The sequence below is a fragment of the Gottfriedia sp. NPDC056225 genome (assembly GCF_042267765.1).
Lineage (GTDB): Bacteria > Bacillota > Bacilli > Bacillales > Bacillaceae_G > Gottfriedia.
Map to the genome: position 1 here is coordinate 1 of NZ_JBHJTJ010000095.1, position 6,645 is coordinate 6,645.

A 6,645-nucleotide genomic window follows, 5' to 3' on the forward strand; every position below is an offset into this window, starting at 1 on the left:
CTATTTATAAAATTTAATAAAAAAACATGAAGAGGATTATAGAATGGATCCATTATATTGTAAAAAGCGGAGATATACTTAATAAAAATTTTTAGAAGGAAGGTTACAAGATTGATAGAATATCAAAAAAGCGAACAGGTCTTAACTACAAAAGAAGTTATTGAATATTTAGGTAAAGAGTGGGGTGAACAACCTTCAACTTCTACAATTTATTATTATGTTCGTAATGGAAAGTTGAAACAAAAGTATGAAGATAACTGGCGAATAGAAGGTACAATGCAGTTTGATAAAAGTGTTGTTGAAGCATTTGCTTCGGAATATAAGCGACCAGAAGGATATACTTTATCAGAAGTCTCGAAAATCGTTGGATTACATGTAACTACTCTTCAAAAATATATAAAAGATGGCTCATTAGCCGCATCGAAATTTGATTTTAAAGGTAAATCTACATATTTTGTTTCTAACGAATCGTTAGCTAGTTTTCAAGAATCAGATTATATTAATAAGAGTAAATCGAAACGAAAATCATTCTTTACAAAGAATAAAGAATTTTATTTGTACCAATCTTTTAGAAATGAATTAACGAATGATTATGGCCGTATTATTCGAATTGAAAATAATATACCTACTCTGATGACTGCTCATGGTAAAGAATTAGTAGGAGCTGCTATTATGGCTAGTGGTTATGAACCTATCTATAAAGTAGGGACATTCAAACGAGTTACAAAGAAACATTACGCAACTTTTGAATTTATAATACTAAATGATATTAAAAGTAAAGATTATCGAATTTTTGATTTCATTTATAACTTCATTGGTGTTGAAAATATAGATATAGAGCAAGGGAAGAATAAAGTCCATATAAAAATTAAACCATTATTTATTCAACTGGATAAAGAATTCATTGATAATTACAATGAGACATTTAACATTTTAGAAACTCTTTTAATTGTAGGAAGTATTCAGTTACGACACAATGGTCTTTATATAGGCACAGATTTTGAGAGTATAACAATTAATATTCCCAAAAACGTAAAAGAACAATTGCGTGAACTTGCCAATGAATCGGAATTATCTATTGTGGATTACATAAAGGAGAAAATACTTAATCATATAAATACCCGATAAGAAAGACATATAATATAGAAGAAACTGGTGTAAATCTCCAATGAATTAGTTGACTAAATTAATTTATTTTTGAAGTTCGGTCATTTCTGGTTTGTGTAAAAAAAGAAAGATATCATTTTAGTTTGGTTGAATGTGTAAAAATGTTACCATTCAAAAATGAAAAAGTCATGACATAAAATATGGATGGACTGGTGACCTAGATGGATAGCGTCCGGGTGGTTACGAGTAGAGGGCGATAAGAAAAAAAAGCATCCTTACTGGATGCTCTTGATTTGTGTCACAATTTCATTGTGTTCGGTGATTAATCTTTTCAACTGTTCTTCGAGATGAGGGTCGTGTTTCTTCGCTAAGATGATCTTGACGATATCGATCGCTTCGCGCGTCTTCATTAATTCCTTTTGCAATTTTTCGACTGCATTCAATTTTCCCATGTTTTACCCTCTTCTTCATTCAGTTTAGTGGATCCGGTCCATAACTGTCCGTTAAGCATACCAAATAAAGCAGATAAATGCACACCTTAATAGTCAAGAGTTATTAATTCGAAAAAAAGTATAGAACGATGGTTAGAATAATTGGAATGAAGATGATCCAGCCAATGGATCCGTTGATACTAGCTCTTACATTGGATTTATGTCTAACTAAAAATCAAGACTATTCCAAGATATAGCTAGACAACTTTTTCAAACTATTAGCTGGTTTAGTTAAAAGTTGAGTGGTTTTTAAGATTGCTTAGGCTGACTGGTTTATCCTCAATTCATCTCTTCAAAGAAAAAATAGTGGTACTTGGGTCATCCGTGAACTGAGTAACTAAAGAGAAGCTATTTCTTAAGCGGACACTAGATTGATCCGCGAGAAGGGGGTTAACAATGCTAAAACATCTTAGAACTAAACCCGTCATCTCATCGCTCTTTTTTATATTTGTTTCAATTGTTTGAGTATGGTTATCCAGATTCTCAGACCTGTCAACCATAGTGATAAAGCAGAGCCAAAACCGATAAAAGTAGACGTCGCAATTAGATTTACATTGCTAACGGTGACATTCGTTGGTAATAAGAAAGTAATAACGCCTATAATGCAGAGCACTCCACCTGTACCATAATAAAAATTTTCTCGAAACAATTTAGCTAAAGGAAAAAAATGTATACCGACAATAATAGCCATAATAGGGAAAAAGACCTCAAAATGGTTGATTATGTTACAAATCACACTTGCAATAAATATCGCAAGACCTTCTAGACCGAAGATTAAACCAAATTTTCGATTTTTTTTTTTCCAATGTTCACTCACTTCTGGTATAAAAGCATTGTTCATGTTACGGGCTTTACCAAAAAGCGATATGGCTCCGATGAGTAAGATTAATGTCACTACAAACGAAAGAACAAGTAACCATGGAGCTCCAAGTCCATGTGAACCAATAATACCAATGGAAGCCCAAAGCGCTCCAAAAAAAGTCATGAACATCACGCCGTTTGCAGCTCCAAAGACAGCAGCTTTCGGCAATTTAACTAAATCAGTCATAATTAACCAGGCTCCTAAAATTCAAATTTTTTATCTACTAATATATAATCACCCATTCTCCTATTTAGTCTAGCTTTTTTAAGAGTGATTGCTGGACCTGGCTTAGCAGGATATTGAATCTCCTTATACAACTACCATGAAAATTAGTTTCTTCATAAATAGATAAATGACAATACTAAAGAAAACTCTGCTCAATCGTTAAAAAAAGAGTAGAGTTAACTAAAAATCCTAGTGATTACAGTTGACTGGATAAAAGTCAGTATCAGTATAGACACTTCCCATACATTTTCATTCGCTGTGGTGCAGCGCGAGCGCTGCATGGGTGGCTAAATGGCAGTATAGTTAGATAAGAAGTCAAGGTATAATAATCAAAAAGGAAAAAATTCGGAGGAGAAAAGTGGAAAATATAATAAATCAATTAAATGATATTAAATTTAAATTAGATAATCCATTCCCATATAGAGATACAGATAAAATACAAGAAGATTTTAAATCAGAATTTTCAAGTCTGCCATATGAAAAAGATTGTTTAACTGGTGATTTCAATGATTTTTGTATGAATATTGCTGGTACACTAAGTTATGTTTTAGGCGGCAAACAAAATAAAGTCCCTAAGGGACAGGTGGAATTATTACGGTTTTCATTTTTTGAACGATTTAGTCAATATAAATTTATAGAGAACAATCTTACTGAATATAAAGAGTTTAATCAGGAGTTCAAAGTTCACGAAGAAACCAGATGTTTGTTATTAAAGTTATTTGCAAAAAAATAATGCTTATTCAACTAACTAATGATGCGTTAGTTAAACAAAACCGTCGCTTTGGCGGTCTTTTTTATTCAACATAATGGCAGTTTAGTTGCATAAGGAAAGGACTTATTGAGCTATAAGCAGAATAAATAATTAGGGATTTAATTACGGAATTTGTACATATGAGGTGGAGAATAGGTTGTTTTACAGGGAGATATGATTAATGAACATTATTAAAAAATGGAAGTTGTTATTGACTGGTTGTGTTATTCTTCTAATGATAAGTTATTTCTCTTTCGTTAAAAATTTTGAAACTCATTCTAACTTTGGAATGGGGCAAATGTATATAGAAGAGAAACACGATGATATAAACCAGGGTTCTTTAAGAATGTGGTTTATTGGCTACAATGCAGCAGAAAAAGAGGTAAACAGAAAACCTTACAAAATTTATGTTGAAGACGCAATGGTTTACAATCTTTTAGAAATAGGTAAAACCTATGCGGTAAGTGTGGAATCTACTAGAAAAGATAAAAAATTTGGTTATGTATATAAAGTAATACAAATAAGTAATCAAGAAAAGTATCAACTGACGGGAACTGGAGTAACTAAGTAAAGAAAGAAAAGAAATTTATATTAATATGGTGAAGTTGCTTATACTGCTAACTGATGCATTAGTTGAGCAACCTTTAAGCTGCTTCGGTAGCTTTTTTCTTATTAAAGTAAATGGCAGTTTAGTTGAACAAGGAAATCAATCATATTTATAGAAGAGTTAGTATTATATGCTATATTCATTGATAGTTAAGGAGGGACATAATGTACAACTTTTTTCAATTACATACTGAAAACTTTGATGAATGCAGGGAAACTATAAAAAATATTTTCTGGATGTACCAAGATATGATTAGAAGCTATGGAGGATTTGGGCATAATATTGACTTTGAAACAGTTAATTATGAAAAATTCATATTAGTTGAGATAATCGACGAACGAATGAGTGGTTTTAATGAAGAAGTTGAAATGTTAAGACAAGGTTCTTTAGTAGCCTTATGTTGTGAAGTCCAAAATTTGCTTGATGAAATGCAAAGAGATGACAAGGTATATAACTTTATTAAAGAATTAACTACAATTCCTGAAATTAAAAAAATGTCATTTGAAAATGATGTATTATCTTCTATGTTGTTGGCATTAGAAGAAAAACCTGGTGATTGGTGGGAAACTTTAAAATATGGTTCAATTTTTTCAAAAAAACTAGAAAAAGTTTATAAAAAATTTGTAATTAATTATTTTAATCGTTTGTTAGTAGAAGGTGAAAGTGGGTTCTGAATACAAAATACTTTAATTCTTATTCAACTAACTGATGCATTAGTTGAACAACCTTTAAGCTGCTTCGGTAGCTTTTTTCTTATTAAAGTAAATGGCAGTTTAGTTACATAAGAGAGAAATAAAACAATTAGGTATATAAACTATTTTTGTATAGAGGAAAATTCAAAAATATTATAGAAGTATTTAATTTTATAAAATTCATTGGGGGATTCGAGTATTGCAAAATGTTATGTTGAACATAGAGAATAAAAAAGTGAGTTATTACGAATATGGTAATAAAGAAAACCAAACCATAGTTTGTTTTCATGGCCTTGCTGGAAATGCAATTTATAGTTTTGCAGAATTAGCAAAAATTCTAGAAAATAAATTCCATTTGATCGTGTTCGATAACCCTGGACATGGCAAAACGACAGCATTTGATAACGAAGACGATTACTTATTTTCTAATTTATCAAATTGGTATAACAAAGTTCTTAAGCAAGTAATAAATAAACCATTTTACCTAATGGGTCACTCTTGGGGGGCAGATATTGTACTCAATTTCACAAAGATGAATCCCAATAATGTATTAGGGATAGTATTACTAGATGGTGGATTTACCTATCCAGAAAATCAAAGTGATATGACATTTGAAAAAGCATATACTGGGTGGAGTGAGTACATGGATAATTCAAGTTATAACAATTGGGATGAACTAATTCAGGAATATAAAAATTATACAAAAAGATGGAGTAGGGATATTGAACATTATGTTGCTTCCCTTTTTACAAAAAATAACCAAGATCAGTTTGAGCTCATCACTTCGAAATTTACAGTTTTATCAATTGTTAAAGCCTTTTTTAAAGAGCCATTTTCGAAAACATATCCATTTATTAAGGTACCTGTGATGTTGATTCATGCTACAATACCAGCTAGTCTAAATCTTGCGAGAGACGTTGGGATCTCTCAGTTAAATCGAAGCGTTAAGGATGTAAGTGTTATTGCAATTGAGGATACTACCCATATGATTCAATGGGATGAACCCAATAAAGTATCTAATTTAATTACTAACTGGATAAAAAAACATATGTAACTAACTGATGCGTTAGTTCTACAAGAAACAAAAAAGGATTTTCGAGTAGAAGAGCCTTTTTTATTACCAATACGCAAGGTATAAACTGTTAGTTTACATTAAAGTTTACTGAAGACAACTAAGGCTATGGTGTTTTCTCATCTAATTTTGTCTATATTCTAAGTAAAGGAGGAGATGTAAATGGAATTAGGAGATAAGTTGAAAATGCTTCGTAAAGAACATAAATATTCTCAAAATGACTTAGCCGAAAAATTATATGTAACTGCTCAAGCTATTTCTAAATGGGAGAATAATAAGTCCGTTCCAGATATCATTAATCTTGTGCAATTAAGTGAGTTATACGATGTTAGTTTGGATTTTTTAATTAAGTCTGATAAAGAATTACAAAGTAAGCTATCTTTAGATAATATCCGTTTAAAAGTATTTAGGTACTTTGTATTATCTATTATTTTGGTTATTACACTTCCAATGATCATTCTAATAAAAGCTCAATTTTTTACATCTGCACATGGATTAGGAACATGGCTTTTCGTTGGATGTGGTTTGTTATTTATAATTTTTGTCTTCTTAAGTTTATATTGTTACATAACTAAGAAAAAACATTTTATATTTTCATGGATATCTCTTTTAATGCTGAGCTTTATAGTATTTTTAGGCTTTTTTTATAATTATATAATGGTTGTTTTCAGTGATGTTTAGATATTTACTAACTCATGCATTAGTTGAACAACGAACGACTGCTTCGGCGGTCGTTTTATTGAACTAAACCAGCTAATAGTTGTCAATATTTTTCAATGAAAATCTTATAAAACACATGTTATACTAAAAATAGACATGCCAAATAGCCTTCCACTAC

At 30.8% G+C, this 6,645-nt stretch carries 8 protein-coding genes; 6 read left to right on the forward strand and 2 right to left on the reverse strand.

From position 1 onward, the window contains the following. Nucleotides 1-111: 111 nt before the first annotated feature. Complete coding sequence (locus tag ACFCYN_RS24660) at nt 112-1,128, forward strand: helix-turn-helix domain-containing protein (protein ID WP_375952637.1); 1,017 nt, start codon at nt 112-114, stop codon at nt 1,126-1,128. 254 nt (nt 1,129-1,382) lie between these two features. On the opposite strand, the gene ACFCYN_RS24665 is transcribed toward ACFCYN_RS24660, so the two are convergent. Both ACFCYN_RS24665 and ACFCYN_RS24670 read right to left on the reverse strand, forming a co-directional pair. Beyond that, complete coding sequence (locus ACFCYN_RS24665; RefSeq protein ID WP_167555277.1) at nt 1,383-1,559, reverse strand: hypothetical protein; 177 nt, start codon at nt 1,557-1,559, stop codon at nt 1,383-1,385. Nucleotides 1,560-2,040: 481 nt separating this feature from the next. Next, nucleotides 2,041-2,646, reverse strand: a complete 606-nt coding sequence (locus ACFCYN_RS24670; protein ID WP_375952640.1) for a hypothetical protein — start codon at nt 2,644-2,646, stop codon at nt 2,041-2,043. Nucleotides 2,647-3,043: 397 nt separating this feature from the next. Between ACFCYN_RS24670 and ACFCYN_RS24675 the strand changes: the two genes are divergently transcribed. The 5 genes from ACFCYN_RS24675 (at nt 3,044) to ACFCYN_RS24695 (ending at nt 6,488) form a co-directional block, all read left to right on the forward strand. Then, nucleotides 3,044-3,418, forward strand: coding sequence for a YxiJ family protein (locus ACFCYN_RS24675; RefSeq protein WP_375952643.1), 375 nt, complete (start codon nt 3,044-3,046; stop codon nt 3,416-3,418). Between the two features lie 199 nt (nt 3,419-3,617). After that, nucleotides 3,618-4,007: a hypothetical protein gene (locus ACFCYN_RS24680; protein ID WP_375952645.1), complete on the forward strand. Its 390-nt coding sequence runs from the start codon at nt 3,618-3,620 to the stop codon at nt 4,005-4,007. A 200-nt stretch (nt 4,008-4,207) separates the two neighbouring features. After that, nucleotides 4,208-4,717: a hypothetical protein gene (locus ACFCYN_RS24685; protein ID WP_375952647.1), complete on the forward strand. Its 510-nt coding sequence runs from the start codon at nt 4,208-4,210 to the stop codon at nt 4,715-4,717. A gap of 217 nt (nt 4,718-4,934) precedes the next feature. Then, nucleotides 4,935-5,789 (forward strand): alpha/beta fold hydrolase, encoded by an 855-nt coding sequence (locus tag ACFCYN_RS24690; protein ID WP_375952650.1) that lies wholly within the window; start codon nt 4,935-4,937, stop codon nt 5,787-5,789. A 180-nt stretch (nt 5,790-5,969) separates the two neighbouring features. After that, complete coding sequence (locus ACFCYN_RS24695; RefSeq protein WP_375952653.1) at nt 5,970-6,488, forward strand: helix-turn-helix domain-containing protein; 519 nt, start codon at nt 5,970-5,972, stop codon at nt 6,486-6,488. Nucleotides 6,489-6,645: the final 157 nt, after the last annotated feature.

Excerpts from the sequence above, each read along its gene's own strand:
- ACFCYN_RS24695 (WP_375952653.1), top strand. The coding sequence starts at position 5,970 with ATGGAATTAGGAGATAAGTTGAAAATGCTTCGTAAAGAACATAAATAT.
- ACFCYN_RS24665 (WP_167555277.1), bottom strand. The coding sequence starts at position 1,559 with ATGGGAAAATTGAATGCAGTCGAAAAATTGCAAAAGGAATTAATGAAG.
- ACFCYN_RS24680 (WP_375952645.1), top strand. The coding sequence starts at position 3,618 with ATGAACATTATTAAAAAATGGAAGTTGTTATTGACTGGTTGTGTTATT.
- ACFCYN_RS24670 (WP_375952640.1), bottom strand. The coding sequence starts at position 2,646 with ATGACTGATTTAGTTAAATTGCCGAAAGCTGCTGTCTTTGGAGCTGCA.
- ACFCYN_RS24685 (WP_375952647.1), top strand. The coding sequence starts at position 4,208 with ATGTACAACTTTTTTCAATTACATACTGAAAACTTTGATGAATGCAGG.